General features: G+C 74.5%; 26 protein-coding genes. 10 read left to right on the forward strand and 16 right to left on the reverse strand.

The annotated features are described in order from the left end of the window. Nucleotides 1-75 precede the first annotated feature (75 nt). From ACI8AF_RS03810 to ACI8AF_RS03820, 3 genes are read left to right on the forward strand one after another with little or no spacing between them, the layout of a single operon-like run. Nucleotides 76-1,023: an ABC transporter substrate-binding protein gene (locus tag ACI8AF_RS03810; RefSeq protein ID WP_456538334.1), complete on the forward strand. Its 948-nt coding sequence runs from the start codon at nucleotides 76-78 to the stop codon at nucleotides 1,021-1,023. 12 nt (nucleotides 1,024-1,035) lie between these two features. Then, a complete protein-coding gene (locus tag ACI8AF_RS03815; protein ID WP_456538335.1) occupies nucleotides 1,036-1,995 on the forward strand; it encodes an amino acid ABC transporter permease in 960 nt (319 codons plus the stop codon). Next, entirely contained in the window at nucleotides 1,992-2,771 is a 780-nt protein-coding gene (locus tag ACI8AF_RS03820) for an amino acid ABC transporter ATP-binding protein (protein WP_456538336.1), read from the forward strand. The genes ACI8AF_RS03815 and ACI8AF_RS03820 overlap by 4 nt, the downstream gene beginning before the upstream one ends. 31 nt (nucleotides 2,772-2,802) lie before the next feature. Here the strand turns inward: ACI8AF_RS03820 and ACI8AF_RS03825 are convergent, their stop codons facing one another. Beyond that, complete coding sequence (locus ACI8AF_RS03825; RefSeq protein WP_456538337.1) at nucleotides 2,803-3,396, reverse strand: gamma carbonic anhydrase family protein; 594 nt, start codon at nucleotides 3,394-3,396, stop codon at nucleotides 2,803-2,805. 47 nt (nucleotides 3,397-3,443) lie between these two features. Here ACI8AF_RS03825 and ACI8AF_RS03830 point away from each other — a divergent pair, with 47 nt between their 5' ends. Then, complete coding sequence (locus ACI8AF_RS03830) at nucleotides 3,444-4,478, forward strand: uroporphyrinogen decarboxylase family protein (protein WP_456538338.1); 1,035 nt, start codon at nucleotides 3,444-3,446, stop codon at nucleotides 4,476-4,478. Nucleotides 4,479-4,537: 59 nt separating this feature from the next. Here the strand turns inward: ACI8AF_RS03830 and ACI8AF_RS03835 are convergent, their stop codons facing one another. Both ACI8AF_RS03835 and ACI8AF_RS03840 read right to left on the reverse strand, forming a co-directional pair. Continuing rightward, complete coding sequence (locus ACI8AF_RS03835) at nucleotides 4,538-5,428, reverse strand: NAD(P)H-hydrate dehydratase (protein WP_456538339.1); 891 nt, start codon at nucleotides 5,426-5,428, stop codon at nucleotides 4,538-4,540. Continuing rightward, entirely contained in the window at nucleotides 5,409-6,149 is a 741-nt protein-coding gene (locus ACI8AF_RS03840) for a histidine phosphatase family protein (RefSeq protein ID WP_456538340.1), read from the reverse strand. Before ACI8AF_RS03840 ends, ACI8AF_RS03835 begins: the two co-directional genes overlap by 20 nt. Nucleotides 6,150-6,196: 47 nt before the next feature. On the opposite strand from ACI8AF_RS03840, the gene ACI8AF_RS03845 reads away from it, so the two are divergent. Beyond that, nucleotides 6,197-6,775 (forward strand): YdeI/OmpD-associated family protein, encoded by a 579-nt coding sequence (locus tag ACI8AF_RS03845; protein WP_456538341.1) that lies wholly within the window; start codon nucleotides 6,197-6,199, stop codon nucleotides 6,773-6,775. Between the two features lie 3 nt (nucleotides 6,776-6,778). Here the strand turns inward: ACI8AF_RS03845 and ACI8AF_RS03850 are convergent, their stop codons facing one another. Then, on the reverse strand, nucleotides 6,779-7,126 hold the full coding sequence (locus tag ACI8AF_RS03850) for a VOC family protein (protein WP_456538342.1): 348 nt from the start codon (nucleotides 7,124-7,126) through the stop codon (nucleotides 6,779-6,781). Between the two features lie 122 nt (nucleotides 7,127-7,248). On the opposite strand from ACI8AF_RS03850, the gene ACI8AF_RS03855 reads away from it, so the two are divergent. Further along, on the forward strand, nucleotides 7,249-7,638 hold the full coding sequence (locus tag ACI8AF_RS03855) for a hypothetical protein (protein ID WP_456538343.1): 390 nt from the start codon (nucleotides 7,249-7,251) through the stop codon (nucleotides 7,636-7,638). A gap of 85 nt (nucleotides 7,639-7,723) precedes the next feature. On the opposite strand, the gene ACI8AF_RS03860 is transcribed toward ACI8AF_RS03855, so the two are convergent. The 5 genes from ACI8AF_RS03860 to ACI8AF_RS03880 form a co-directional block, all read right to left on the reverse strand. Continuing rightward, nucleotides 7,724-8,683, reverse strand: coding sequence for a C40 family peptidase (locus ACI8AF_RS03860; protein ID WP_456538344.1), 960 nt, complete (start codon nucleotides 8,681-8,683; stop codon nucleotides 7,724-7,726). Between the two features lie 232 nt (nucleotides 8,684-8,915). Beyond that, nucleotides 8,916-9,407, reverse strand: a complete 492-nt coding sequence (locus ACI8AF_RS03865) for a hypothetical protein (protein WP_456538345.1) — start codon at nucleotides 9,405-9,407, stop codon at nucleotides 8,916-8,918. 42 nt (nucleotides 9,408-9,449) lie between these two features. Further along, nucleotides 9,450-9,752, reverse strand: a complete 303-nt coding sequence (locus ACI8AF_RS03870; protein ID WP_456538346.1) for a hypothetical protein — start codon at nucleotides 9,750-9,752, stop codon at nucleotides 9,450-9,452. 241 nt (nucleotides 9,753-9,993) lie between these two features. Beyond that, nucleotides 9,994-11,382 carry a metallopeptidase TldD-related protein gene (locus ACI8AF_RS03875; RefSeq protein WP_456538347.1) on the reverse strand — a complete coding sequence of 463 codons (1,389 nt, stop codon included), beginning with the start codon at nucleotides 11,380-11,382 and terminating at the stop codon, nucleotides 9,994-9,996. Continuing rightward, nucleotides 11,379-12,890: a TldD/PmbA family protein gene (locus ACI8AF_RS03880; RefSeq protein WP_456538348.1), complete on the reverse strand. Its 1,512-nt coding sequence runs from the start codon at nucleotides 12,888-12,890 to the stop codon at nucleotides 11,379-11,381. Before ACI8AF_RS03880 ends, ACI8AF_RS03875 begins: the two co-directional genes overlap by 4 nt. A gap of 226 nt (nucleotides 12,891-13,116) precedes the next feature. On the opposite strand from ACI8AF_RS03880, the gene ACI8AF_RS03885 reads away from it, so the two are divergent. Further along, nucleotides 13,117-13,917, forward strand: a complete 801-nt coding sequence (locus tag ACI8AF_RS03885) for an MBL fold metallo-hydrolase (protein WP_456538349.1) — start codon at nucleotides 13,117-13,119, stop codon at nucleotides 13,915-13,917. A gap of 20 nt (nucleotides 13,918-13,937) precedes the next feature. Here the strand turns inward: ACI8AF_RS03885 and ACI8AF_RS03890 are convergent, their stop codons facing one another. Continuing rightward, a complete protein-coding gene (locus ACI8AF_RS03890) occupies nucleotides 13,938-15,245 on the reverse strand; it encodes an amidohydrolase family protein (RefSeq protein ID WP_456538350.1) in 1,308 nt (435 codons plus the stop codon). Nucleotides 15,246-15,302: 57 nt separating this feature from the next. On the opposite strand from ACI8AF_RS03890, the gene ACI8AF_RS03895 reads away from it, so the two are divergent. From ACI8AF_RS03895 to ACI8AF_RS03905, 3 genes are read left to right on the forward strand one after another with little or no spacing between them, the layout of a single operon-like run. Further along, nucleotides 15,303-15,989 (forward strand): DedA family protein, encoded by a 687-nt coding sequence (locus ACI8AF_RS03895; RefSeq protein WP_456538351.1) that lies wholly within the window; start codon nucleotides 15,303-15,305, stop codon nucleotides 15,987-15,989. Beyond that, nucleotides 15,986-16,660 (forward strand): HAD-IA family hydrolase, encoded by a 675-nt coding sequence (locus ACI8AF_RS03900; RefSeq protein ID WP_456538352.1) that lies wholly within the window; start codon nucleotides 15,986-15,988, stop codon nucleotides 16,658-16,660. Before ACI8AF_RS03895 ends, ACI8AF_RS03900 begins: the two co-directional genes overlap by 4 nt. Then, entirely contained in the window at nucleotides 16,660-17,304 is a 645-nt protein-coding gene (locus tag ACI8AF_RS03905; RefSeq protein WP_456538353.1) for an alpha/beta hydrolase family protein, read from the forward strand. The genes ACI8AF_RS03900 and ACI8AF_RS03905 overlap by 1 nt, the downstream gene beginning before the upstream one ends. 3 nt (nucleotides 17,305-17,307) lie before the next feature. On the opposite strand, the gene ACI8AF_RS03910 is transcribed toward ACI8AF_RS03905, so the two are convergent. The 6 genes from ACI8AF_RS03910 to ACI8AF_RS03935 all read right to left on the reverse strand — a co-directional run bounded on the left by ACI8AF_RS03910 (nucleotide 17,308) and on the right by ACI8AF_RS03935 (nucleotide 25,270). Continuing rightward, nucleotides 17,308-18,333, reverse strand: coding sequence for an SRPBCC family protein (locus tag ACI8AF_RS03910; protein WP_456538354.1), 1,026 nt, complete (start codon nucleotides 18,331-18,333; stop codon nucleotides 17,308-17,310). Nucleotides 18,334-18,441: 108 nt separating this feature from the next. Then, on the reverse strand, nucleotides 18,442-19,299 hold the full coding sequence (locus ACI8AF_RS03915; RefSeq protein ID WP_456538355.1) for an FAD binding domain-containing protein: 858 nt from the start codon (nucleotides 19,297-19,299) through the stop codon (nucleotides 18,442-18,444). A gap of 28 nt (nucleotides 19,300-19,327) precedes the next feature. Continuing rightward, complete coding sequence (locus ACI8AF_RS03920) at nucleotides 19,328-21,835, reverse strand: xanthine dehydrogenase family protein molybdopterin-binding subunit (protein ID WP_456538356.1); 2,508 nt, start codon at nucleotides 21,833-21,835, stop codon at nucleotides 19,328-19,330. Beyond that, nucleotides 21,832-22,377 (reverse strand): (2Fe-2S)-binding protein, encoded by a 546-nt coding sequence (locus ACI8AF_RS03925; protein ID WP_456538357.1) that lies wholly within the window; start codon nucleotides 22,375-22,377, stop codon nucleotides 21,832-21,834. The genes ACI8AF_RS03920 and ACI8AF_RS03925 overlap by 4 nt, the downstream gene beginning before the upstream one ends. A 241-nt stretch (nucleotides 22,378-22,618) precedes the next feature. After that, entirely contained in the window at nucleotides 22,619-23,860 is a 1,242-nt protein-coding gene (locus tag ACI8AF_RS03930; protein WP_456538358.1) for an MFS transporter, read from the reverse strand. Between the two features lie 90 nt (nucleotides 23,861-23,950). Beyond that, complete coding sequence (locus tag ACI8AF_RS03935; protein ID WP_456538359.1) at nucleotides 23,951-25,270, reverse strand: GAF domain-containing protein; 1,320 nt, start codon at nucleotides 25,268-25,270, stop codon at nucleotides 23,951-23,953. Nucleotides 25,271-25,304 lie beyond the last annotated feature (34 nt).

A 25,304-nucleotide genomic window follows, 5' to 3' on the forward strand; every position in this document is an offset into this window, starting at 1 on the left:
TGGCGCCCCTGCGGCGCACGACGGGGGTCCACAGGGCAAGATCGTCGCGTCGAACCACGTGAAGGAGAACCCGCGGTGAACTTCCGCTCCCTGTCCCGGCGTCCGGCCGCAGTGGCCGCCGCGCTCGTCACCGTCCTGGCCGTGGCCGGCTGCGGCGGCGACGACTCCTCCGACTCCTCCTCGGGCTCCGGCGAGGGCGGCGGCAGCGCCAGCTCGCCCACGGCGTCGCTGCCGAGCGTCGAGGCCGACGAGGCGCTCGCCGCCATGGTGCCCGAGGCCATCGCCGAGGACGGCGTCATCGCCGTCGGCACCGACAGCACCTACGCGCCCAGCGAGTTCCTCGACGAGGACGGCGAGACGATCATCGGCTTCGACGTCGACCTGTTCACGCTGGTCGCGCAGAAGCTGGGGCTCGAGGCCGAGTTCGAGACGGCGGCCTTCGACTCGATCATCGCCGGCGTCAGCTCCGGCCGGTACGAGGTGGGCGTCTCGTCGTTCACCATCAACCAGGAGCGCCTCGGCCAGGTGAACATGGTCAGCTACTACCAGGCCGGCACCCAGTGGGCGACGCGCGCCGACAACCCCGACGGCGTCGACCCCGACAACGCCTGCGGCCTGTCGATCGCCGTCCAGCGCGGCACCGTGCAGGTCGACGACCTGACCGCCCGCTCGGAGGAGTGCGAGGCGGCCGGCGAGGAGCCGATCACCATCGAGCAGTTCGACGCGCAGAGCGACGCCACCGCCGCGATCGCGTCGGGCCGCGTGGCCGCCGGCCTGGCCGACTCCCCCGTCATGGCCTACGCCGTGCAGCAGACCGACGGCCAGCTGGAACTGCTCGGCGACATCTACGACGCCGCCCCGTACGGCTACGTGATCCCGCAGGACCAGGCGGAGTTCGCCGAGGCCGTCCGCGCCGCGGTGGCCGCGCTGATCGAGGAGGGCGCCTACGAGGAGGTCCTCACCAACTGGGGTGTCGAGGACGGCGCCATCGACACGCCCGAGGTCAACCCGGCCGTCGGCTGACGTCCCTCCCCCATGTCCTCCGAGACGACGACGACGCGACCGGCACCGCCTGCTCCGATCAAGGCGGTGCCGGTCCGTCATCCCGGCCGGTGGGTCGCCACCGCCGTCATCGCGGTGCTGTTCGCGATGTTCGTCCACATGCTGGCCACCAACCCGGTGTTCCAGTGGGACTTCATGCTCGACAACATGTTCAGCGAGCCCGTCCTCCGGGGGGCCCGGACGGCGCTGATCATGACGGTGGCGGCCATGGTCATCGGCATCCTGCTGGGGATCCTGCTGGCCGTCATGCGGCTCTCGCCGAACCCGGTCCTCTCTGGGACCGCGTGGGTGTTCGTCTGGTTCTTCCGCGCGATCCCCCGCTACGTGCTGCTGTTCTTCATCGCCAACCTGGGCGCCCTCTACGCGACCTACGACCTGGGCTTCCCGTTCGACCAGCAGCTGATGGACCTGTTCGGCTTCGACGCCGACTGGCGGTTCCTCTCCCTGGACGGCAACCAGATCTTCGCGGGCTTCACCGCCGGCTTGCTCGGCCTGGCGCTGTCCGAGGGCGCCTACATGGCCGAGATCGTGCGGGCCGGCATCCAGTCGGTCGACCCCGGCCAGGCCGAGGCGGCCAGCGCGCTGGGGATGAGCCGCGGCCGGACCATGCGCCGGATCGTGCTGCCGCAGGCGATGCGGGTGATCATCCCGCCGACCGGCAACGAGACGATCGCGATGCTCAAGGACACCTCGCTGCTCATCGCGGTGCCGGTGACCAGCGAGCTCAACTTCCAGCTGCGCGCCATCGGCAGCCGCACGTTCCAGATCATCCCGATGGCCGTGGCCTCGATCCTCTGGTACCTGGCGCTGACCAGCGTGCTGATGGTCGGCCAGTACTTCCTGGAGCGGCGGTTCAGCCGCGGCTTCGGCGGCCGGGAGACCCGGGCCCAGCGGGCGGCGCGCCGGGCCCGCGAGGTGGGGAGCACGCATTGACCAGCACCACGTCGACGGGGCCGATGGTGAAGGCCGAGAGCGTGCATAAGTCGTTCGGCTCGGTCGAGGTGCTCAAGGGGATCGACCTGGAGGTCGCCCCGAGCGAGGTCATGTGCATCATCGGGCCCTCGGGCTCGGGGAAGTCGACCTTCCTGCGCTGCATCAACCACCTCGAGAAGATCGACGCCGGCCGCCTGTGGGTCAACGGGCACCTGGTCGGCTACCGCGAGCACGGCGGCCGGCTGCACGAGCTGCGCGACCGCGAGGTCGCCGCACAGCGCCGCGACATCGGCATGGTCTTCCAGCGGTTCAACCTGTTCCCGCACATGACCGCGCTGGAGAACGTCGTCGAGGCCCCGGTGCAGGTCAAGAAGGTGGCCCGGGACGCCGCCCGGGAGCGCGGCACCGAGCTGCTCGAGCGGGTGGGCCTCGCCCGGCAGGTGCACAGCTACCCGAGCCAGCTCTCCGGCGGTCAGCAGCAGCGGGTGGCGATCGCCCGCGCGCTGGCCATGGAGCCGTCGCTGATGCTCTTCGACGAGCCGACGTCGGCGCTGGACCCCGAGCTGGTCGGCGAGGTGCTCGACGTCATGCGCGGGCTGGCCGCCGACGGCATGACGATGGTCGTCGTCACCCACGAGATGGGCTTCGCCCGCGAGGTCGGCGACACCCTCGTGTTCATGGACGACGGCGTGGTCGTCGAGGCCGGCGACCCGGCGCGGGTGCTCACCGACCCGCAGCACCCGCGCACCAAGGAGTTCCTCTCCAAGGTGCTGTGAGGCGCGCCCCGGGGCTCTCCGGCGGCGCCCCTCAGGGGCTGTCGTCGTCGGGCCCGAAGTCGCCGGCCACCAGGCCCGCCGGTGGCAGCTTCTGGCGGACGACGGGGCGCACCCGGCGGGCGGTGTCGAGGCGGTCGGTGTAGCTGGCGGCGTTCCCGCGGATGTGCAGCTGGTCGTCGTCGGTCGCCTCGCGCAGCACCTTGGCCGGGACGCCGCCGACGACCGAGCGCGGCGGCACCTGCGTCCCGGGCGTGACGACGGCGCCGGCGGCCACGATCGAGCCGCTGCCGATGCGGGCGCCGTTCATGACCACGCTGCCCATGCCGACCAGGACGTCGTCCTCCACCTGGGCGCCGTGCAGGATGACGCCGTGGCCGACGGTCACGCCGCGGCCGATCACCAGCGGGAAGCCGGGATCGGAGTGCAGCATGCAGCCGTCCTGGACGTTGGACCCCTCGCCGATGTCGATGATCTCGTGGTCGGCGCGCGCGACCGCCCCGTACCAGATGCTCGCCCGGGGCCCCATGGTCACCGCGCCGACGACCACCGCCGTCGGGGCCACGAACGCCGCGTCGTCGATCTTCGGTGCGCCGAAGTCGAGCTCCGCGATGTAGTTCTCCGCCATCCGCACACCGTGGCAGAGCGGAGGGCTTCTCGCGAGAGGATGGGCCCATGCCGAGACCGCTGCCGAAGCTGCCCACCTCGATCGTCGGGAGCCTCCCGCAACCCGACTGGCTGATCGACCGCGACCGGCTGGCCCACCAGTTCCCCCCGCGGGTGCGCGCCAAGGAGCTGTGGCGGATCCCGCCGGACCTGCTCGAGGAGGCGCAGGACGACGCCACGCTGGCCGCCATCCGGTCGCAGGAGGAGGCGGGGCTCGACATCCTGACCGACGGCGAGATCCGGCGGGAGTCGTACTCCAACCACTTCGCCACCGCGCTGGAGGGCATCGACCTGGACAACCCGGGCACCGTGCTCAACCGGTCGGGCAAGGAGATCCCGGTGCCGCGGGTGACCGGTGAGCTCCGCCGCCCGGCGCCGATCCAGGTGCGCGACGTCGAGTTCCTCCGCGCCCACACCGACCGGACCGTCAAGATCACGGTGCCGGGACCGTTCACGATGGCGCAGCAGGCCCAGGACGACCACTACGGCGACGACCGGGCGCTGGCGCTGGCCTACGCCGACGTCGTCCGCGAGGAGATCGCCGACCTGTTCGCCGCCGGCGCCGACCTCGTGCAGATCGACGAGCCGTGGTTGCAGGCCCGCCCCGAGGTCGCCCGTGCGTACGGCGCCGAGGCCGTCACCCGCGCGCTGGAGGGCGCACCCGGCCCGGTGCACCTGCACCTGTGCTTCGGCTACGCGGCGATGGTGTCCGAGCGTCCCGAGGGCTACTCGTTCCTGCCCGAGCTCGCCGACACCCCGGCCGACGCGATCTCGGTGGAGACGGCGCAGTCGCACCTCGACCCGGCGACGCTGCGGCCGCTGCGGGGCAAGGGGATCGCGCTCGGCGTCCTGGACCTGTCCACGCCGGAGGTCGAGACCCCGGAGGTCGTCGCCGACCGCGTCCGCCGCGCCCTGGACGACGTCGACGTCGACAAGCTGGTGCTCTCCAGCGACTGCGGGCTGAAGTACCTGCCGCGCGCGTCGGCAGCGGGCAAGATGCGCTCGCTGGCCCGGGCCGCGGAGATCCTCCGCGCCGAGATCTAGCCGGCGGCTTCGTCCAGAGGCTCCCCGAGCCTGCGAGGGGTGAGGGGGACGGGGTCCTCCTAGATCGAGATCTCGTCGATCACCGCGGGCACCTGGCGCGGCAGCTCGCGGGCGAGGAAGCCGAGGCGGCCGATGGTGGCCGCCAGGCGCTCCCCCGCCCGGCCGTGCAGGTGCGAGCCCCAGACGGCGGCCTGCACCGGGTCGGCGCCGCGGGCGAGCAGCCCGGCGACGATGCCGGCGCGGACGTCGCCGGAGCCGGAGACCCCGAGCCCGGCGCCGCCGCTGTCGTCGCGCCACAGCTTGCCGTCGGACGAGGCGACCCACGAGGTCGCGCCGCCCAGCCCCACGGCGGCCCGGGCCCGCGCGGCGAGCTCGAGCGCGGCCCCGGCGGGGTCGTCCTCGATCTCCGACTCCTCCGCGTGCAGGGCGATGGCGAGCTCGGTCGGGTTGGGGGTGAGCACCACGTTGGCCTCGAGGTGCTCGAGGCAGGAGACGTCGGCGGTGACGCTGGCCAGCCCCAGGGCGTCGAGCGCGACCGGGCCGCGCAGGTGGGGCAGCAGCCGGTCGCCGAAACCCTGGGTCTCCTCGACGTCGACCATGCCGGGGCCGATCAGGACGGCGTCGGCGGACTCGGCCAGCTCGCGGACGACGTCGGCCGCCTCGGCCCGGATCGCCCCGGCGTCGCTCTGCGGGAGGGCCCGCACCAGGGCCTCGGGCAGCGCGGTGGCCGCGTGGGGGGCGACCGACTCGGCGGTGGCGACCTGCAGCTTGCCGGCGCCGGCGCGCAGCGCGGCCTCCGCGGCGAGCAGCACGGCGCCGAGGGTCTCGCTGCTGCCGCCGATCACCAGGATCGAGCCGCGCGAGTTCTTGCCGCCCGTGGGCTCGGGCAGCGACCACCCGCGCAGCAGCGGCGGGGTGACCGGCGTGGCGTCAGGCCTGCTCGACGGCATGCGGCTCCTCGGTGACGTCCTCGTCCTGCGCGTCGAGGTGGTCGACGGCGTTGAACGCGACGAGACGCAGGCCGCCGTCCCCGGTCTCGTAGCGGGTGAGAGAGGTGTTGGCGACCCGTTCGGCGGCGTCGATGGCGAGCACGTCTTGCTCGCTGAGGTCCTCCAGCACGTACCGGAAGACCATGATCACCGCCTGGTGCGCGACGAGCAAGAGGCGCTCGCCGTCGTGCCGGAGGGCCTCGGTGGCCAGCAGGCTGCGCACCCGCAGGGCGACGTCGGCCCAGCTCTCGCCGCCCGGCGGGCGGTAGTAGAACTTGCCGAGCAGGTCGCGGCGGCGCGCCTCCTCCGGGTACTCCTCGCGGATGCCGGCGCCGGTCATGCCGTCGAAGGCGCCGAGGTCGCGCTCGCGCAGCCGCTCGTCGGTGCGCACCGGCAGGTCGAGCGCCGCGGCGGCCAGCTCTGCCGTCGTCCGGGCCCGCTCGTAGGGCGAGCTCAGGACGGCGGTCGGCCGCTCCGCCGCCGGCAGGTCGGCCAGCCACCGGCCCAGCGCGCGGGCCTGGTCCCGGCCGGTGTCGGACAGCGCGACGTCGGGGTCGCGGACGTCGAGGTCGAGCCGCCCGGTGCCCTGCTCGTGGGCCTGCGCGTCGGCGACGTTGCCCAGGCTCTCGCCGTGCCGCACCAGCCAGATCGCGCCGGGCCCCGGCTCCTGTCGTCGTCCCACCCGCAGGCCGGTAGCCCCCGCCCCCGCCGGTGAAACAGGATGGACGGGTGAGCGCCCCCACCGACCTGCCCGTCCACCGTTTCGCCGACCAGGCGGCCTTCGAGGAGTGGCTGGAGGCCGAGCACGAGCGCTCGCCGGGCGCCTACGTCGTCATCGCCAAGAAGGGCGCCCCGGAGCCGACGCTCACGCAGCAGGAGATGGTCGAGTCGCTGCTCTGCTTCGGCTGGATCGACGGCCGGGCCAACCGCCTCGACGACCACCACTACACGATCCGCGTCACCCCGAGGCGGGCGAAGAGCCTGTGGTCGATGAAGAACGTCGACTGGGTGGGCCGGCTGCTCGAGGCCGGCCGGATGCGCCCGGCCGGGCTGGCCGCGGTGGAGGCGGCGCGCGCCGACGGCCGCTGGGACCGCGCCTACGCGGGCCCGGCGACGATCACCGTGCCCGACGACCTCGCGGCCGCGCTGGCGGCGGCACCGGAGGCGGAGACGGCCTTCGCCGGGCTCGACGGGGCCAACCGGTACGCCGTCCTGTGGCGGGTGCACACGGCGACGACGCCGGCGACGCGGGCGAAGCGGATCGCCGCGCTGGTGGAGATGCTGGCCGAGGGGCGCACGATCCACTGACGCTCACGGGTCGAGCGGGGCGCCGCCGAAGCTGATCTCGTTGCCGTCGGGGTCGTGGTAGGTCACGTGCCGCACGCCGTTGTCGTAGGTCTCGCGGACGGTCGGCTCGATCCCGCGGCCGCTGATGTCGCCGATGCGGGCCTCGAAGTCGTCGACGAAGAGGGTGTGCATCGCGTGCCCGGCGTGCTGCGGCCGGACGTCGATGTACAGGTAGCGGTGCTCGGCGATCTCCCAGACCGCCTCCGTGCCGTTGGGCAGGAATGCCGGGGCCGCGCCGAGGAAGCGCTCGTACCAGGCGAGGGCGCGCTCCCTGTCGGCCACCGGGATGCCTGCGAAGAGTTCGACCGCCACGGCCCCGGACGCTAGCGGCGGGCGCCGCCTGGTGGGACCCCTGGGACGGCCGGGTCGCGCCCGCTGCCGTGCCGCGGCGCGGGGGCTGGCGCAGCGCCCGGGCGCTGAGGACCCTGCCTCGCATGAGCTGCCAGGTGCTGCGGTGCGGTCGTCCCGGTACTCCGACCTCCGTCCCGGGTGGACCGGCGTCCTGGGCGCTGTGCGACGGGCACCGCGAGGCGATCGCCGGGGGCGTGCCCTGGTCGCGGCACGGCGGCGGCTCGCTGGTCGTCGGCGTCGACGCGCTCTACGACCTGCCGCGCGCGGTCAAGCGGCTGCAGGCCCGCGTGGCCGACAGCGTCCAGGTCGTCGACGGCCGGCGGCAGGGGCTGGTGCAGCTGGACCTCACGTACGGCTTCGAGGGCACTCCCGAGCACGACCGCGACCTGTCCCTCGTGGTCCCGGCGCACCTGGCCCGCGCGCTCGCGGAGGGTCTGGCCGACCTGGCCGACGACGCCGACACCGCCGCCTAGAGCCCACCCGCGGCGTGTGGTCGTCGCCCGCCCGGTGCACGGCGGGGGTGGCGACCACACCGCGAGGGTGAGCGGCCGCCAGCAGTCAGACGATGCGGCGGGCGCCGGCGTAGCCGCGCATGTCCACGCTGGTGACGGCGACCGGCGAGCCGTAGGTGCGGGCGTGCACCATCTTGCCGCCGCCGATGTAGAGACCCACGTGGCTCACCGGCGAGTAGAAGTACACGAGGTCGCCGGGCTGCAGCTCCGAGCGGGAGACCGCCACGCCGAGCCGGGCCTGGGCGGCGCTGGAGTGCGGCAGGCCGATGCCCGCGGCGGCGTAGGCGTACATCGTCAGGCCGGAGCAGTCGAAGCTGCCCGGACCCACGGCGCCGTACTCGTAGGGCTTGCCGACCTGGGCCAGCGCCGTGCGGATCGCGATCTCGACGACCTCGCTGGGCGCGCCCTCGATGGTGGTCGGCGCCTCGAGCGAGGGGCCGGCCAGCTGGGTGGTGACCCGGGCCTGCTGGTCGGCCGTCAGCCGGTCGAAGTCGTCCTGGTACTCCGCCACCTCGGCCTGCAGCTGGGCCTGCTGCTGCTGCAGCTGGGCCAGCGAGGCGGTGGCCTGGGCGGCGGCCTGGTCGGCGGCGGCCCGCGCCTCGTCGGCGGCCCGCTGCGCGGCGGCGGCGGCCTGGATCACCGAGTCCACGTGGCTGGCGATCATGTCCAGCGTGGTCATCTGGGCGACGAGGTCGGCGGCCGACTCGCTGGTGAGGAAGGCGGCGAGGCCGGACTGCGTGCCGGTGTAGCCGCTCTGCGCGATGGCCCGCAGCTGGGGCTCGAACGCGTCGACGGCGGCCTGCGCGACGGACGCCTGCGCGGCGGCGTCGTGGGCGGCCTGCTGCTGGGCGGCGACCGCGAGCTCGGCCTGGTGCACCTGCTCCTCGACCTCGGCGAGCTTGGCGCCGGCCTGGGCCACCAGCTCGGCGGCCTCGGCGACGGTCCCCGGCTCGGCGGTCGCGGCGGTGGGGGCCAGGGTGCCGGCCAGCGAGGCCGTGAGGGCCACGGAGAGCACCAGAACGGCGCGCCTCACCCGGCGGGTCGTCGTCCTCGTGGGCTGCACCGTCGCCTCCGTCCGTGGCCGCGCCGCGTCCGGGGAAGGGACGACGTCCTCTCGCGAGCCGATACGGACGGTAGGGAACCGGTGTCGACAAGTAGGGGGCGGCGCGCTGACGCCGAGCTGCGCGGCCGATCTCGCCCGCCCCGCGCGCCTCAGGAGGTCACAGGCGTCCCGGAGGTCACCAGGTGGGGCGGCTGCGGCCGGGCGTCAGGTGCCGACGGTCGGGCGCGAGCGGGACCAGGCGGTCGGCGACCGCGCCGGTGACGAAGGAGTAGACGGCCTTGCCGGCCAGGTCGACCGCCTGGTCGCGACCGGACCAGGTCCACGGCGGCGACCCGACGCCGGTGGCGTTCTCGAGGGTCTGGTCGGTGGCCAGGCGCACGGAGGTGTGCCAGGCGGAGGCGCGCCAGCCGCGCAGCCCGGACGCGGCCCAGATGCCGCGGAGGGCACCGACGGCCGCGCCGGTCCCCCAGTGCATGAGGTGGTTGCGCACCGGTGGCCGGGCGGAGCCGGGCAGCCGGCGGCGGGTGGTCAGCGCGGTGAGGGTCCTGGCCGGCACGTAGGAGTCCGGCCGGCCGGTGAGGCGCTGCTCGAGCTGTTCGCCGAGCGTCATGGCGGCGGTGCCGGCCAGGCCGGCCAGGGCACCGCTCAGCGCGGCTCGACCCAGCATGCGGTGACCCCTACCCAGGGACCGGGCAGGGGTACACCGGCATCAGCCGGCCAGGGGCTCCGAGGCGTCCAGGCGGGCGAGGGTCTCGAAGTCGCGCAGCACGCCGGAGAGCTCCTCCGCCGTCCACGGCTCGCAGCAGTCGCAGCCGCCCTCGGCGAAGGTGACCAGGCCGAGCGTCCCGCCGTCCTGGTCCTCGGCGATGGCGAGGTGGCCGGCCATGGGGTGGCGGTGGCAGGTGCAGGCGGCGGCGCAGAGGCCGAGACCCCAGCCCGAGATCACGACGGTGCGGCCGTCGTCACGGATCTTGCCGATCTGGAAGACCGACGGCTTACGACTCCGGCTCATGGGAGCCTCCCCCCTCGACTGCCCGCCTCTCCGGGGCCGGGCGTGCGGTGTGCGTCTGCACCACGCAGCGACTCCATCGGCGCCTCACAGCACGTGCTTGGGCGTGTGCTGTCAGTGCAGTGAGCGCAGCGTAACAACGCAAATACGCTCGATGGGAGTACTTCCGGCACCTTTTGGGTAGGACGGCGTGTTCGGCGGACACTCGTTGTCAACAAGCGACAGCCGCGAGGCCTCCCGGACGTCAGCTGGCGGGGCTCACGCTGCTCATGTTGAAGTCCGGCACCCGCAGCGGGGCCATCGCCGCCCGGGTGAACCAGTCGTTCCACTCGCGCGGGAGGGTGCGCTCGGTGCGCCCGGCCTGGGTCACCCGCGCCAGCAGGTCGACCGGCGACTCGTTGAACCGGAAGTTGTTCACCGCGCCGGTGACCTCGCCGCCCTCGACGAGGAACACGCCGTCGCGGGTGAGCCCGGTGAGCAGCAGGGTCTGCGGGTCGACCTCGCGGATGTACCAGAGCGTGGTCAGCAGCAGCCCGCGGTCGGTCGCGGCGACCATCTCGTCGAGCGTGGCGGTCGCGCCCGGGTCCTCGAGGATCAGGTTGTCGACGGCGCCGACGGCCGGCGCGGTGGTCTTCAGCGCCCACGCCCGCGGGCGGATCAAGTTGGCCAGGACGCCGTCGCGGATCCAGTCCACCGCGGGGGTGGCCATGCCGTTGTCGAACACCGACGCGCTGCTCGAGGAGGCGGCCACCACCTGGAAGGGGGCGGTCTCCAGGCCGGGGGCGTCGGGGTCGCTGCGCAGGGTCAGCGGCAGCGCGGCGAGGCGCTCGCCGAGCCGGTTGCCGCCGCCGGCCTTGGCGTAGACGTTGCGGCCCTCGTCGGCGTCGCGGGCCTGCATCGTCCAGTAGGCGTAGATGAACAGGTCGCTGACCGCCGACGGCGGCAGCAGCGTCTCGTAGCGCCCGGCCGGGAGCTCGACCCGCCGCTGCGACCAGGCGAGCTTGCGCTCCACCTGGGCGGCGAGGTCGGGCACCGACACGTCGGTGAAGTCGCGGGTGCCCGTGCCGGCCCACACGGAGCGGGTGAAGTCGCGGCTCTTGCCGTTGAGCTCCACCCGGCCGGTGGGCTGGTCGTGCCGCAGCCGCAGCCCGGTCGAGGTGCCGAGGTAGGTCGTGGACATCCGGTGCTCGGCGAAGCCGAACAGCAGCTCGTCGCGGCTCTTCGCCGCGCCGAACGCCTCGCCCAGCGCGGGGGCGAAGTCGGTGAAGACGGCGATGGAGGTGTCGGCCGGCTCGGCGGCCCAGTCCCCCGACCCCGGCGGCGCCTCGCCGATCAGCGGGACGGCGTCCTCGGCCGGCCCGGCGTCCCGGGCGGCCTGCTCGCTGGCCGCCACCAGCTCGGCGATGTCGGGGTTGCCGGTGCGCGCGACCGTGCCGGTCGCCATCCCCGCGCCGCCGTCGACGAACGAGACGACGACGACCTGGCGCGAGCGCATCGAGCCGTTGGTGGTCAGGCTGTTGCCCGCCCAGCGCAGGTTGGCCTCGGAGCTCTCGACGACGAAGGCGACCTGCCCGTCGGCGGTGGAGGCGGCCAGCGCCTTCTCGACGACCTCCTGCGGCGACAGCGTGGTCATCGCCCGCCCTCCTGCACCGTGTTGAGGATGTTGACCTGGTCGAAGCGGGCCGTCGGGCAGCCGTGGCTCACCGGGGCGGTCTGCCCCGGCTGGGCCTTGCCGCAGTTGAACGCCCCGCCGAGGACGTAGGTCTGCGGGCCCCCGACGACCGACATGGCACCCCAGAAGTCCGTCGTCGTCGCCTGGTAGGCCACGTCGCGCACCTGGCCGGCCAGCCGGCCGCCCTCGATCCGGTAGAACCGCTGGCCGGTGAACTGGAAGTTGTAGCGCTGCATGTCGATCGACCAGCTCTTGTCGCCGACGACGAAGATGCCGTGGTCGACCCCGGCGATGATCTCCTCGGTGGAGGGGCCGCCCGGCGCCGGCTGCAGCGAGACGTTGGGCATCCGCTGCACGGGGGTGTGCGCCGGGCTGTCGGCGAAGGCGCAGCCGTTGGACCGCGGCATGCCGCGCAGCCGGGCCATGTTCCGGTCGACCTGGTAGCCGACCAGGACGCCGTCCTCGACGATGTCCCACTGCTGGGCGGCGACGCCCTCGTCGTCCCACCCGACGGTGGACAGGCCGTGCGGCGCGCTGCGGTCGCCGGTCACGTTCATGAGCGGCGAGCCGTACTGCAGGCTGCCGAGCTTGTCGACGGTGGCGAAGCTGGTCCCGGCGTAGGCCGCCTCGTAGCCCAGCGCACGGTCGAGCTCGGTGGCGTGCCCGATGGACTCGTGGATCGTCAGGAACAGGTTCGACGGGTCGATGACCAGGTCGTAGCGCCCCGGCTCGACCGACGGCGCCTTGGTCTTCTCCATGAGCAGCTCGGGGATCTCGGCCAGCTCGCCGCGCCAGTCCCAGCCGGTGCCCGTCAGGTACTCCCAGCCGCGGCCGGTCGGCGGCGCCAGGGTGCGCATGGTCTCGAACGCGCCGGTCGCCCGGTCGACGGTCAGCGCCGTGAACTCGGGGTGGATGCGCACCCGCTGCTGGCGGGTCCGGGTGCCGGAGGTGTCGGCGTAGTACTTCTGCTCCTTGACGTGCATGCAGGACGACTGCACGTGCTCCACGCCGTCGGCGGCGAGCAGCTGCTCGGACAGCTCGGTGAGCAGGCCGGTCTTCTCGGCGTCGGGGACCTCGAACGGGTCGACGGCGTAGTCGGAGACCCACGAGCCGTCGGCGTACACCGGCTCGGGGGCGAGCTCGACGGGGTCGGTGTTGATCGCCGCGGACACCTGGGCCACGGCGACGGCCTCCTCGGCCAGCCGCACCGCCTCGGCCGCGGTGAGGACGACGCCGGCGGCGAAGCCCCACGTCCCCTCGTGCACGACGCGGACGGCCAGGCCGAGGTCCTCGCCGTCGGTGAGCGACTCCAGCCGCGCGTCGCGCAGGCTGATGACCTGCGTGCGGATCCGCTCGACCCGGATGTCGGCGTGCTCGCACCCGAGGTCCACGGCGCGGGTCAGCGCCGCGTCGGTGAGCGCCGACAGGGGCAGCGCCAGGAAGGATTCGTCGACTGTTCGCCCGGACACGCCCCTTGTCTACCAGCCGCCTCCCAGGGGACGGGGAGGCATCGTGAGCGCGGCTACCGATCGTCCGGGGGCAGGACGCCGAAGGCCGGGCCGGCGCCGGGCCCCGGCAGCTGGTCCGGGGCGCGGGCGACGCGGCGCTCCTCGAAGGCGACGTGCGAGTCCGGGATCCCGAGCTCCGTCCACGCGGGGCGGTGTCCCGCACCGGATCACCGGGTAGGCGGGGACGGTGCCCGGGGACGACGTCACGATGACCTTCGGCGGCAACGCGACGATGCTGCTGCGCATCGGGCCGTTCACGCTGCTCACCGACCCGAACTTCCTGCACCGCGGCCAGCGGGCCTACCTCGGCAAGGGGCTGTGGGCCAAGCGGCTGACCGAGCCGGCCCTGCAGCCGACGCAGCTGCCGGCGCTCGACGGGATCGTGCTGTCCCACCTGCACGCCGACCACTGGGACCGGATCGCGACCCGTTCGCTGGAGAAGACGACGCCGGTGCTCACCACGCCGGCCGCCGCGAAGGCGCTGGCCCGCCGGGGCTTCACCGCGACCGCCGACCTGTCGCCGTGGCAGACCCACGAGTTCACCCGGGACGGCCGCACGCTCCGGGTCACCTCGGCACCCGGCGTGCACGGCCCCGGCCCGATGGCCAAGGTGCTCCCGCCGGTGATGGGCAGCGTGCTCGAGCTGGTGTCGGACGGCGGGACCGTCGACTGGCGGGGCTACGTCAGCGGCGACACGATCTACCGCCCCTGGCTCGGGGAGGTGCTGGAGCGCTGCGGGCCGCTCGACGTCGTGATCCCCCACCTGGGCGGCACGAAGGCGCTGGGCGTGACCGTGACGATGGACGGCCGGCAGGGCGCCGACCTGGTCGAGCTGCTGAAGCCGCCGGTGACCGTGCCGGTGCACTTCGACGACTACGACCGGTTCAGGTCCCCGATCGGCGACTTCGTCACCGAGGTGGCCCGGCGGCAGCTACCCGGGGAGCTGCGCACGGCCCACCGCGGGGAGACGCTCTCGCTGCGGCCCTGAGCGGAGCGGGTCCGTCGCGGTCACGCCGACGGGTCCACTCCGGCCAGCCGGGCGGCGCGGGCGGCGACCTCCGCGCGCAGGGCCTCGGTGTCCACCGTGGTGCAGACGCCGTCGCGCACCACCTGCCGGCCGGCCACCCACGTGTCGCGCACCAGCCGTGCGGCGCCCGACCAGACCAGGTGGGTGAGCACGTCCTCGATGTCGCCCACCGGCTCGAACAGCAGGCTGCGGGTGTCCACGTGCACCAGGTCGGCCTGCCGGCCGGGGGTGAGCCGGCCGAGGTCGGGCCGGCCGATCGCATCGGCGGCGGCCCCGGTGGCCAGCCACAGCGCCTCGGCGGCGGTCAGCGCGGTCGGGTCGGCCGTGGCCAACCGGGCCAGGGAGGCGGCCAGCCGCGCGTCGGCGAGCAGGTCCAGGCCGTCGTTGGACGCCGGGCCGTCGGTGCCCAGGCCCACCCGGATGCCGCGGTCGAGCATGTCGCGCACGCGTGCCACGCCGCTGGCCAGCTTCGCGTTGGACGCCGGGCAATGCGCCACCGCGACGTCGTACTCCTGCCACAGCTCCAGGTCGCCGTCGTCCATGTGCACGCAGTGCGCCGCGAGCACCCGGCCGCCCAGGACGTCGTGCGCGGCCAGCAGGGCCGGCACCGACAGCCCGTGCCGGGCCAGCAGGTCGTCGCCCTCGGTCGCGGTCTCGGCCACGTGCAGGTGCAGCAGCAGCCCGTGCTCCCGGGCGGAGGCCGCGGCCTTGGTCAGCACCGGCAGCGGCAGGGTGTACGCCGCGTGCGGGCCGATGCCGTACTCGACCGTGCCGCCGGTCGGCGTCGCCGCGGCCAGCGCCACGGCGTCGCGGAGCTGCTCCTCGAGCGGCGGCATGCCGGGCAGCGGCAGCAGCGGTGAGGCGATGACCGCCCGGGCGCCGGTGGCCGTGACGGCCGCGGCGATCCGCTGCGGGTGGAAGTACATCTCGACGCTGGTGGTGACGCCGTTGCAGAGCATCTCCGCCGACGCCGCGGTCATCGCCACCTCGACGTCCTCCTCGGTGAGGCGGGCCTCGCGCGGCCAGATCACCTCGCGCAGCCACCGGTCCAGCGGCAGCCCCTCGGCCTGGCCGCGGAACAGCACCATCGGCGCGTGCGAGTGGCTGTTCACCAGCCCCGGCACCAGCACCCCCGGCAGCTCGACGGTCTCGGCGTCGGGGGCGGGCGGCGCCTCGGCCGCCGGGCCGACCCAGCGGATCTCGCCGTCGGCGACGTCGAGCACGGCATCGGGGACGACGGTGCCGGCGCGGTCGCCGACGACGACGGCGCGGGCGCGGAAACGCTGCATGCCCGAACGCTAGAGCTCACCGGCCCCGCCCACCTCTCTCACGTACGGTGGGATCCCGTGTCGACCCTCGCCGCTGCTGCCGCCGACCAGGGAGGCATCACCGGCTTCCTGCTCGACCTCGTCGACAAGCTGGGGCCGGTGGGCGTCGGCCTGACGATCCTGATCGAGACGGTGATCCCCCCGATCCCCAGCGAGGCGGTGCTGGGCGCGGCCGGGGTGCTGATCAACGAGGGCCGGATGAGCGTCGTCCCGGTGGTCCTCTTCGCCACCCTGGGGTCGCTGGTCGGCGCTGTGGTCCTCTACTCCGTCGGCCGCGCCCTCGGCCCGCGCCGCTCGCACGCCTTCCTCGACCGCCTGCCGCTGGTCGAGACGTCCGACGTCGACAAGACCTTCGACTGGTTCGAGCGGCACGGCCGGGCGGCGGTGTTCTTCGGCCGCATGGTGCCGATCGTGCGCAGCTTCGTGTCGGTGCCGGCCGGCGTGGTGCGCATGCCGTGGCCGCAGTTCCTGCTGTTCACCGCAGCGGGCAGCCTGATCTGGAACAGCGTGCTCATCGGCCTCGGGGTGGCGGCCGGCGACTGGGTGCAGGCCAACCTCAAGTACCTCGACTACGTGGTGGTCGCCGTCGTCGTCCTGGCGGTCGGCTGGTTCGTCTGGCGCAAGCTGTCCGGCCGGCTCCGGCGCCCCCCCACGGCGGGGCTGGACCTGCCGGTCGACGAGCGCGACGAGCCGCAGCGCCCGTGACCGCGCCCCGGTCGCGTCCCGAGGTCGTCGCCTTCGACGTCAACGAGACGCTGCTCGACCTGGCGCCGGTGCGGGCCGCGCTCATGGAGGCCGGGCAGCCCGAGCACCTGCTGCCCACGGTGTTCTCGCGGACGCTGCTGACCGGCTTCGCCGCGGCCGTGGTCGGCAGCTGGTGCCGCTTCCGCGACGCCTTCGACGCCGCCCTGGCCCAGGCCACCGACCTGGCGCCGGTCGAGCGCGCCCGGGTCGCCGACGCCTTCGCCGAGCTGGCGCCGCACCCCGACGTCGAGCCGGCGCTGCGGCTGCTGGCCGATGCGGGCGTCCGCGCGGTCACGCTCACCCACGGCTCCCCCGGCGTGGCCGAGGCTGGGCTCGGGCGCGGCGGGGTGGCACCGCTGGTGGAGCGGACCCTGTCCAGCGAGACCATCCGCGCCTGGAAGCCCAGCCCCGCGGTGTACCTGTGGGCGGCCGGCGCCTGCGACGTCGCCCCGGAGCGGATGGCGCTGGTGGCGGCGCACGGCTGGGACGTCCAGGGCGCCCAGCGCGCCGGGCTCACCGGCGCCTGGTTCCCGCGGAGCGAGCGGGTCTACCCGGCCGTCTTCGAGCCGCCGCACGTGCTCGCCGCCGACCTGCCCGGCGCCGTCGGCGCCCTGCTCGCGCTGCCCGCCTGATGGAGGTCGACACCCCGCTGGGGCCGGCGCGGGTGCTGCGCCGCGACCCGTCCGGGCCGGTGCGCGGCACGCTCGTGCTCGGGCACGGCGCCGGCGGCGGGATCGACTCCCCCGACCTCACCGCCGTCACCGACGCCGCCGCGGGCGGCGGCTGGCGGGTGCTCGGGGTCGAGCAGCCGTGGAAGGTGGCCGGCGGGCGGGTCGCCGCGGCGCCGCTGCGGCTGGACGTCGCCTGGGCCGCCGTCCTCGACCGGCTCCGGGACGACGGCCTGCTGGCCGGTCCCCTCGTGCTCGGCGGGCGCAGCGCAGGGGCTCGGGTGGCCTGCCGCTCGGCGGCGCAGCAGGGGGCGGCCGGCGTGCTGGCCCTGGCCTTCCCGCTGCACCCGCCGGGGCGGCCGGAGAAGAGCCGGGCCGACGAGCTGTCCCCGGTCGCCGTCCCGCTGCTGGTGGTGCAGGGCACGACCGACGCGTTCGGCGGGCCGGGCGAGGTGGCCGCGGCAGCGCCGCACGCGCTGGTGCGCGGGGTCCCCGGCGACCACGCGCTGAAGAAGGACCTCGCGGCCGTCGTGTCCGCCGTCCTCCCCTGGCTCGAGGTGCTCTGTCGCGATCGAGCGCGCGCGCTCGATCGCGACAGAGCCCCGTGAGCGTCAGTCCCGGCGGCGGCGGGCCACCAGGAAGATGAACAGCAGCAGCAGGGCCAGGCCGCCGGCCGGCTTGGCGTAGCGCGCCATCGCCGCGCCGCCGGCCACCTCGAGCAGGTCGATCGGCTCGGGCTCGGACTGCAGGACCGTGCGCGCCGCGGCCGGGGACGGTGCGGACGGCGTCGGCGGGGCCGCAGCCGCGGGCGTGGTGGCCTCGGCGGCCGGGACGCTCGGCGCGCTGGGCGCCGCCGCCGCGGGGGTGGCCGGTGCGGTGTCGGTGGCCGCGGGCGCGGTGTCGGCAGCGGCCGGCGCCGTGTCGGCCGCCGCGGGGGCGGTGTCGGCGGCGGCGGGGGCCGCCTTCTTGGCCGGCGTCGCCTTCTTCGCCGGGGCCGCCGACTTGGCGGGCACCGTGCTCGTCGCCGTCACCCGCTCGGTGGCCGAGGCGGCCGCCTGCTTGGTCGCGGCGGCGGCCTTCTTCGCCGCCGTCCCGTCGGCGGCGGCACCCTCGGCGGAGGCGGCGATCTCCTCGACAGCGCCCGTGGCGGTCGCGGCCGCCTTGGCCGCCGGCGACGGCTCCGGCGCCGGCTCGCCGGCGCCCAGCTGCGCGGCCAGCTTGTCGGCGAACTGGCCGAGCAGCTTGTTGCCGACGTCGGTCATCACGCCGCGGCCGAACTGGGCCGGCCGGCCGGTGATGTTGAGGTCGGTGAGGACGTCGACCCGGGTGACGTCGCCCTCGGGCTTGAGCTGGGCGGTGACCACGGCGGCGGCCGTGCCGTTGCCCCGCTGGTCCTTGCCGCGGGCGTCTATGACGGCCTTGTGCGCGGCCTCGTCCTTCTCGATGAACGACGCCTTGCCCTGGTAGGTGAGGTTGATCGGGCCGAGCTTGACCTTGACCCGCCCGGTGAAGTCGTCGCCGGTGACCGAGTCGAGGGCGGCGCCGGGCATGCAGGGGGCGATGCGCTCGATGTCGAGCAGCACCCGCCACGCCTCGTCGATAGGCACCGGCACGGTGAACGAGTTCTCGAGCTGCACGCGAAACCTCCAGGGGGATGCGGCTCGGCCGGTCCGCCCCGGGGAGGGGCGGGCCGGCCGAGACGGAACGGTACGGACCGGTGCGGAACCGGCGCGGCTACCCGGAAACTACAGCCCGGCGGCCGCGCTGACCGCCCGGCGCGTGAGCACCTTCGCGAGGTGCTGCCGGTAGTCGGCCTGGGCGTTGAGGTCGCTGCTGGGCTCGGTCCCCTCGGCGGCCTGCTCGGCCGCCGCGGCGATCGACTCCGCGCTCGCCGCGGCCCCGGCCAGGGCCTGCTCCGCGGCGGTCGCCCGCAGCGGCGTGGGCCCCATGTTGGCCAGGCCGATCCGCGCCTCGGCGATGTGCCCGTCCTCCCGGCGCACCGCCGCGGCCACCGAGACGATCGACCACGCCTGCGCCACCCGGTTGAACTTCTCGTAGTGCATGCCCCACTCGCCCTGCAGCTTGGGGATGCGCACCTCGACCAGCAACTCGCCCTCCTCGAGGGCGGTGGTCAGGTAGTCGACGAAGAAGTCCCGCGCGGGCACCGTGCGCCGTCCCGACGGGCCGGCGAGCACGAACTCGGCGTCCAGGGCGAGCGCCACCGCCGGCAGGTCGCCGGCGGGGTCGGCGTGCGCCAGCGCGCCGCCGAAGGTCCCCCGGTGGCGCACCTGCCGGTCGGCGACCGTCTCGGTCGCCTGGGCGATCAGCGGCGCGTGCTGCTGGACCAGCGGGTCGGAGATGACGTCCGAGTGGGTCGTCATCGCGCCGATCACGATCGCGTCGCCGTCGTCGCGCACCCCGCGCAGCTCCGTCACCCGGGTCAGGTCGACCACGGTGGACGGCGCGGCGAGGCGCAGCCGCATGACCGGGATGAGCGACTGCCCGCCGGCGAGGATCTTGACGTCCTCGCCGCCGGCGGCGATGGCCTGCAGGGCCTCGTCGACGGTCGACGGCCGGGCGTACTCGAACGGGGCGGGGATCACTGCTCGACTCCTTCGTCGTCTCGGCGGATCATCGGTCGCCTCCCAGCGACGACTCCGGCGTGGAGACGCCGGTGGTGGTCTCGGTCTGCGCGCCGCCGTACGCGACGGTGCCGGCCGTGGCGCGGCCACCGCCGTCCCCGCCCTGGTGGACCGCCCGCCAGACCCGTTCCGGGGTGAGCGGCATCAGGATGTCGGACACCCCCAGGTGGCGGACGGCGTCGAGTGCGGCGTTGACGACGGCCGGGGTGCTGGCGATGCAGCCGGCCTCGCCCACGCCCTTGGCGCCGATCGGGTTGCCCGGCGCCTCGTGCACCGTGTTGCCGGTGTCGAAGTGCGGCAGGTCCGACGCCGAGGGCACGAGGTAGTCGACGAAGGTGCCGGTGGTCAGGTTGCCGTCGGCGTCGTAGACCGCCTCCTCGTACAGGGCCTGGGCGATGCCCTGGGCGAGGCCGCCGTGCACCTGGCCCTCGACGATGAGCGGGTTGACGATCTTCCCGACGTCGTCGACGCAGGCGTACTTGCGGATCTTCACCATGCCGGTCTCGGTGTCGACCTCCATGGCGCAGATGTGCGTGCCGTGGGGGAAGGAGAAGTTGACCGGGTCGAAGGTGGCGTCGGCGTCGATCGACGGCTCCACGCCCTCGGGGAAGTTGTGCGCCGCGAAGGTGGCCAGCGCGATCTCCTGGATCGACAGCGCGGTGCCGGGGGTGCCGCGGACGGAGAACTTCCCGCCCGCGAACTCCAGGTCGTCCTCGTTGGCCTCGAGCAGGTGCGCGGCGACCTTCTTCGCCTTGGCCACGACCTTCTGCGAGGCCCGGACGACGGCGGCGCCGCCGACCACCAGCGAGCGGGAGCCGTAGGTGTCCAGGCCGCGGGAGGAGATCGAGGTGTCGCCGTGCAGCACCTCGACGTCCTCGAACGGCACGCCGAGCTCGTCGGCGACCAGCTGGCTCCACGCCGTCTCGTGGCCCTGCCCGTGCGGGGTGGAGCCGGTGACGACCTCGACCTTGCCGGTGGGCAGCATCCGGATGGAGGCGTGCTCCCAGCCGCCGGCGCCGTAGGCGAGCGAGCCCAGCACCCGCGACGGGGCCAGACCGCACATCTCGGTGAACGTCGAGAACCCGATGCCCAGCTGGACGGGGTCGCCCGACTCGCGCCGGCGCCGCTGCTCCTCGCGCAGCTCGTCGTAGCCGAGCAGCTGCAGCGCCTGCTGGGTGGCCTGGTCGTAGTCGCCGCTGTCGTACTCGAGCCCGGCCACCGTGGTGAACGGGAACTCCTCGGCCTTGATCCAGTTCTTGCGGCGCAGCTCGAGCGGGTCCATGTCGAGCTCGACGGCGAGCTCGTCCATGATCCGCTCGATGGCGAAGGTCGCCTCGGGCCGGCCGGCGCCGCGGTAGGCGTCGGTGGGCGTCTTGTTGGTGAAGACGCCCTGGCAGTCGAACCGGTAGGCCGGGAACTTGTAGATCGCCGGGTACATGAACGCACCCAGCACCGGCACGCCCGGGCTGACCAGGCGCAGGTAGGCGCCCATGTCCGAGAGGATGTGGACCTTCAGGCCCTTGACGTTGCCCTCGCGGTCGGACGCGATGTCGATGTACTGGATCTGGTCGCGGCCGTGGTGGGCGCTCATCAGCGACTCGCTGCGGGTCTCGGTCCACTTGACCGGCTTGCCGAGCCGCTTGGCCACCAGGAGGGTGATCACCTCCTCCGGGGTGATCTGCAGCTTGCCGCCGAAGCCGCCGCCCACGTCGGGCGCGATGACCCGCAGCTTGTGCTCCGGGGTGCCGGTGATCATCGCCAGCATCAGCCGCAGGATGTGCGGCACCTGGGTCGAGGACCACATCGTGTAGTTGTCGCCCTGGGGCTGGACGACGGTGGCCCGGGGCTCCATGAACGCGGGGATGAGCCGCTGCTGGACGAACCGGCGGCGCACCACCACGTCGGCGTTCGCGAACGCCTCGTCGGTGTTCTGGCCGGTGCCCGCCTCGCCGGCGTCGAAGACGAACCGGAAGCTCTGGTTCGACTCGAGGTGGTCGTGGCAGAGGTCGGGGTTCTCCGCGACCGCCTGCTCCATGTCGAGGACGACCGGCAGCGGCTCGTAGTCGACGTCGACGAGCTCGACGGCGTCCTGGGCGGCGGCCTTGCTGCGCGCCACGATGACGGCGACCGCCTCGCCGACGTGGTTGACCTCCTCCACCGCCAGCGAGGGGTGGCCGGGGTTGACCATGTCCGGCGTCACCGGCCAGGCGCAGGGGATGGAGCCCTGCTCCTCGGCGAAGTCGCGGCCGGTGAAGACGGCGACGACGTTGGGCGCCGACCGGGCGGCCTCGGTGTCGACGTTGCTGATCTTGGCGTGCGCGACCGGGCTGCGGACCACCGCGAGGTGGAGCATCCCCGGCAGGACCAGGTTGTCGGTCCACTGCGTCCGGCCGGTGATCAGCCGGGCGTCCTCCTTGCGCCGGCGCGCCTGGCCGACCTCCTTGGCCGGGGCCACGTCCTCGGGCCGGGCGTCCGGCCGGTCCTCGGTGACCGTCATGACTGCACCGCCACGTGGGGAGCGGCCGCGGTGTCCACCTCGGCCGGGGAGACGTGCCCGTTGCCGGTCTGCCGGCCGCTCATCTCGGCGGCGGCCTGCTGCACGGCACGGACGATGTTCTGGTAACCGGTGCAGCGGCAGAGGTTGCCCTCGATGCCCTCGCGCACCTCGTCCTCGCTCGGGTCCGGGTTGTCGTTCACCAGGTCGATCGAGGCCATGATCATGCCCGGCGTGCAGAAGCCGCACTGCAGGCCGTGCATCTCGTGGAAGGCCTTCTGCATCGGGTGCAGGGTGCCGTCCGGGGCGGCCACGCCCTCGATGGTCGTGACCTCGCACCCGTCGGCCTGCACCGCGAAGACGGTGCAGCTCTTCACGGCCTCGCCGTCCAGGTGGACGGTGCAGGCGCCGCAGTTGCTGGTGTCGCAGCCCACGACCGTCCCGACCTTGCCCAGCTGCTCGCGCAGGTAGTGGACCAGGAGGGTCCGCGGTTCGACGTCGTCGGTGTACGAGGCCCCGTCGACCCGCACGTTTATGGATGTCACGCGTCCTCCGCTCGGCTCGCAGAAACGTGTGACCCAGGCGTCACCCGGGTCACGCGAGCGGAGTCTGTCGCCTCAGGAGTGACTTAGGCCACGCTAACCTGCGGCTGGGCCCGACTGTCTCCCCGGCGCTGCCGGGCCGGGCGACGCGACTTCCGCGGGTGCGGCGGCCCGCTTACGCCGGACCTCCGCAGCTGCGGAGTGGCGCAACGTTGCAGCGTAGTTGCAGCGCGGGTCGAGCCGGTCAGCCGGCCGACGCGTAGGCGGGGTCGCGCTCGACCGGCGCCGGGGTGGACCGGCGGCGCAGCAGGGCGGAGGCGACGAGGGGCACCAGGCCGGCGGCGGCCAGGCCGGCGCCGACGACGCTGGGCGCCTGGTAACCGAGGCCGGCGGCGATGACCAGCCCGCCCAGCCACGCGCCGAGGGCGTTGGCGGTGTTCAGCGCCGAGTGGTTGAGCGCGGCGCCGAGCATCTGCGCCTCGCCGGCGGTCTCCATGAGCCGCAGCTGCAGGCAGATGGCGAGCGTCGAGGCGGCGACCGACACCAGGAAGACGCCGGCGAACAGCGCCGGGGCCCAGGGGGAGGTGAGCGCGACCACGGCCAGCAGGACCCCGAGGACGACGAGGCTGCCCACCAGCGAGCGGAACAGGGCCAGGTCGGCCAGCCGTCCGCCGAGCGCCGTCCCGACGATGCCGCCGAGGCCGTAGGCGAGCAGCACCCACGGCACCGTGCCGCGGGCGAGGCCGGCGACGTCCGTCGCGACCGGGGCGATGTAGCTGTAGAGGGCGAACATGCCGCCGAAGCCGACGATCCCCACGAGGATGGTGAGCAGCACCTGGGGCCGGCGCAGGGCGTCGAGCTCGCCGCGCACGGTCGCGTCGGCGCGGCCGGGGGAGTGCGGCACGACGGCGAGGACGGCGGCCATGGTGAGGGCGGCCAGGACGACGACGAGCCAGTAGGCCGCCCGCCAGCCCACCGACTGCCCGAGCCAGGTGGCCGCCGGGACGCCGGCGACCATGGCCACCGCGAGACCGAGCATCACCGAGCTGACCGCGCGGCCGCGCAGGTGCGGGGCGACCAGCGAGGCGGCGACCAGCGAGGCGACGCCGAAGTACGCGCCGTGGGGCAGGCCGCTGAGGAACCGGGCGACGGAGAGCGTGCCGTAGCCGGGCGCGAGCGCGCTGAGCGCGTTGCCGACGAGGAACGCGGCCATGAGGCCGACGAGCAGGGCGCGGCGGGGGAGCCGGGCGGACAGCGCGGCGATCACCGGGGCGCCGACGACGACGCCGAGCGCGTAGTAGCTGATGACGTGGCCCGCGGTCGGGATGCTCACGCCCACGCCGTCGGCGATGTCGGGCAGCACGCCCATCGTGACGAACTCGGTGGTGCCGATGGCGAAGCCGCCGAGGGCCAGCGCCACCAGCGCGACGACGGCGCGCGGGGTGACGCGGGACGGGGGAAGGGCGGTCTCGGGCGGGGCACTCACGTAGAACTGCGAAGCCCGTGCCCTGTGGCCGCATTCCCGGCGGGCGCACGTGTGACGAGCGTCCCGCCGTCCTCCCGCCCCCCGCGGCCGTCAGCGGGGGCGGGTGCCGCGGCGCAGGCGGAGCAGGTGCGCGGCGGCCTCGGCCCGGCGCGGCGAGGTCGAGGGCAGCAGGTCGAAGCAGGCCTGCCACACGGCGACGTCGTCGGCGGCCTCGGGCAGCGTGCTGTAGCGCAGCAGCAGCTCCGGACGGCGGCTGCGCAGCACGTGGTGCCGCAGCAGCGCGGCCAGCCGCTCGCGGGCCAGGGCGACGCCCGGCGCCCGCGACGCCGGCAGCACGCCGCCGGGATAGCGCTCGAGCGCGGCGCCGACCGAGCCCTGGCCCAGCAGCCGGCGCACGCGGTCGAGGTCGGTCTCCAGCGGGCCGAGCAACCGGTACGGCCGCGACCCGACCAGCGCGGGCCCCACCAGCCGGCGCAGCCGCGAGAGCTCGGCGCGGACCGTCACCGCCGCCGTCCCCCCGGGGTGGCACTCGCCGGCGAGCTGCTCGGCGGTCCGGCCCTCCGCGGCCACCGCCGCCTCGGCCAGCAGGAGCAGCAGCTCGGAGTGGCGCAGCGACAGCTCGATCCGCCCGGTCGGCAGGGTCAGCCGCGCCCGCTCCCGCCCGAGGACCTCCAGCCGCGGTGCGGTGCGCGCGGCCGGCGGCGCGCCCGGCCGGCGGGCGGCCTGCTCGCGGTGCAGCAGCCGCAGCTCCGACTCGACCGCGGCCACGGTGGCCCGGACCAGCGTGAGCATGTGCGGGCTGGCGACGTGGTCGCCGCCGGTCACGTCGATGGCGCCCAGCAGCACGCCCGAGAGCGGGTCGTGCACGGGCGCGGCCGAGCAGCTCCACGGCTGGACGGGCCGGCGGAAGTGCTCGCTGCCGTAGATCTGGACGGCGTGGTCGAGCGCCAGCGCCGTGCCGGGGGCGTTGGTGCCGGCGACCTCCTCCGCCCACCGGGCGCCCTCGACGAAGTTCATGCCCGCCGCGCGCGAGCGCAGCCGGGAGTCGCCCTCCACCCACAGCATGCGGCCGGCGGCGTCGGAGACGGCGACGATCATCTGGTCGGCCTCGGCGTCCTCGACCAGCAGCCGGCGGATCACCGGCATCACCGGCGCCAGCGGGTGCGCCTCGCGGTAGGCGAGCAGGTCGCCGTCCACCAGCTCGACCGGTGGCGAGCTGCTGCCGTCGGGGTCGACGCCGCTCCCCAGCGAGCGCCGCCAGCTGTCCCAGACCACCGACCGGACGCCGGCGTCGGAGGCCGGCAGGCCCGAGGTGACGAGGTGCTCGTGGGCAGCGCGCAGCCGCCGGGTCAGCCCAGCGCTCGGCTGCCCGTCGGGCAGCGCGAGCCACGGATTGAGGGTCGACGTCACGCGCGCTCCCCGTCGAGTGGCCTGTGTCGCACCC

Source organism: Blastococcus sp. SYSU D00669, from assembly GCF_054050715.1.

Bases quoted from the DNA above. Each gene is read 5' to 3' on its own strand.
- ACI8AF_RS03920 (WP_456538356.1), bottom strand. From the start codon at position 21,835: ATGACGGTCACCGAGGACCGGCCGGACGCCCGGCCCGAGGACGTGGCC.
- ACI8AF_RS03865 (WP_456538345.1), bottom strand. From the start codon at position 9,407: ATGCTGGGTCGAGCCGCGCTGAGCGGTGCCCTGGCCGGCCTGGCCGGC.
- ACI8AF_RS03875 (WP_456538347.1), bottom strand. From the start codon at position 11,382: ATGACCACGCTGTCGCCGCAGGAGGTCGTCGAGAAGGCGCTGGCCGCC.
- ACI8AF_RS03835 (WP_456538339.1), bottom strand. From the start codon at position 5,428: ATGCCGTCGAGCAGGCCTGACGCCACGCCGGTCACCCCGCCGCTGCTG.
- ACI8AF_RS03870 (WP_456538346.1), bottom strand. From the start codon at position 9,752: ATGAGCCGGAGTCGTAAGCCGTCGGTCTTCCAGATCGGCAAGATCCGT.
- ACI8AF_RS03905 (WP_456538353.1), top strand. From the start codon at position 16,660: ATGGAGGTCGACACCCCGCTGGGGCCGGCGCGGGTGCTGCGCCGCGAC.
- ACI8AF_RS03890 (WP_456538350.1), bottom strand. From the start codon at position 15,245: ATGCAGCGTTTCCGCGCCCGCGCCGTCGTCGTCGGCGACCGCGCCGGC.
- ACI8AF_RS03830 (WP_456538338.1), top strand. From the start codon at position 3,444: ATGCCGAGACCGCTGCCGAAGCTGCCCACCTCGATCGTCGGGAGCCTC.
- ACI8AF_RS03815 (WP_456538335.1), top strand. From the start codon at position 1,036: ATGTCCTCCGAGACGACGACGACGCGACCGGCACCGCCTGCTCCGATC.
- ACI8AF_RS03855 (WP_456538343.1), top strand. From the start codon at position 7,249: ATGAGCTGCCAGGTGCTGCGGTGCGGTCGTCCCGGTACTCCGACCTCC.
- ACI8AF_RS03825 (WP_456538337.1), bottom strand. From the start codon at position 3,396: ATGGCGGAGAACTACATCGCGGAGCTCGACTTCGGCGCACCGAAGATC.